The organism is Oleiphilus sp. HI0125 (assembly GCF_001635355.1).
Window position 1 is genome coordinate 1 of the sequence record NZ_LWGF01001351.1, and the last position, 1,129, is coordinate 1,129.

The 1,129-nt window shown below is 42.5% G+C and carries 1 protein-coding gene and 1 pseudogene; one reads left to right on the forward strand and one right to left on the reverse strand.

The genetic code is table 11. From position 1 onward, the window contains the following. A pseudogene (locus A3762_RS23120) lies at positions 1-176 on the reverse strand (electron transfer flavoprotein subunit beta/FixA family protein); the annotation flags it as partial. 454 nt (positions 177-630) lie between these two features. Between A3762_RS23120 and A3762_RS23125 the strand changes: the two are divergent. Then, positions 631-1,129, forward strand: a 499-nt coding sequence (locus tag A3762_RS23125; RefSeq protein WP_156493691.1) for an NAD(P)/FAD-dependent oxidoreductase, incomplete at its 3' end; no start/stop codon positions are given.

Sequence of the window (1,129 nt, forward strand, 5' to 3'; positions counted from 1 at the left end):
ACGATTTCGCTCGCGATTCCTTTCTCTTTAAGACGAACAGCTTCTTCAACTGCGATTTCACAAAATGGGTTCATTGCCATTTTGATATTAGTAAGATCGACATCTGAATTGTCGGCCTTAACACGTACTTTGACGTTGTAGTCAATAACTCGTTTGACAGCGACAAGAACCTTCATAGATTCCTCATTCTTAACAATTGATGAATTGATGGTGCGAATGCCCTTAATCAAGCACACACACGAGATACTGCGAAAAAGCTATTTTTCATAAATTAATCAATAACTTATGTAGCTCCAAGCTTCATGCCCCGAATTCGCGGAGCGCATAATACTGCCGATTAATTAAAAAAGCGTCAATACTTGGGCAAAAATTAAGCTAGATGACCGGCATTTGTTTCACTAATAAAGCTTCAGTATCTACACCCTATTACGTAGCAACTTCCAATCAGGACTTGTAACGACATTAAATTTGCATAAAATTCAAACGATCGTTTGAAATAACCCAGAATACTAATGCACTCGTATACCTTTATATGTATAATCGCGCGCAATATCGTGGTGCGAGAAAGTCTATATCGGTAAAGACTCACCAACGACAACTTTAATTACCTTGAAAAACAGGAGACCGAACATGGAAAGAGAATCGATGGAGTTTGACGTTCTCATCGTGGGTGGTGGTCCTGCTGGCCTTTCAGCAGCATGCCGTATCCGTCAACTAGCACAAGAAACAGGCCAAGAACTTACTGTCTGCGTTGTTGAAAAAGGCTCAGAAATCGGCGCACACACACTATCAGGCGCCGTTATCGAAGACCGCGCGTTAAAAGAGCTATTCCCTGACTATAAAGAAATGGGTGCTCCTTTAAATGTTCCTGTTAAAGCAGACGAAGTATATCTGCTGAGTAATGCAGAAAAGAGCTTCAAGTCTCCGAACTGGATGATTCCAAAGCCAATGCATAACGATGGCAACTACATTGTCAGCCTGGGTAACGTTGTACGCTGGTTAGGCGAGCAAGCTGAAGCACTTGAAGTTGAAGTCTACCCTGGCTTCCCTGCCGCTCAGCTAATCATTGAAGACGATGTTGTAAAAGGCATCATCACTGGCGATATGGGCCTAAACGAAGAAGGCGAGC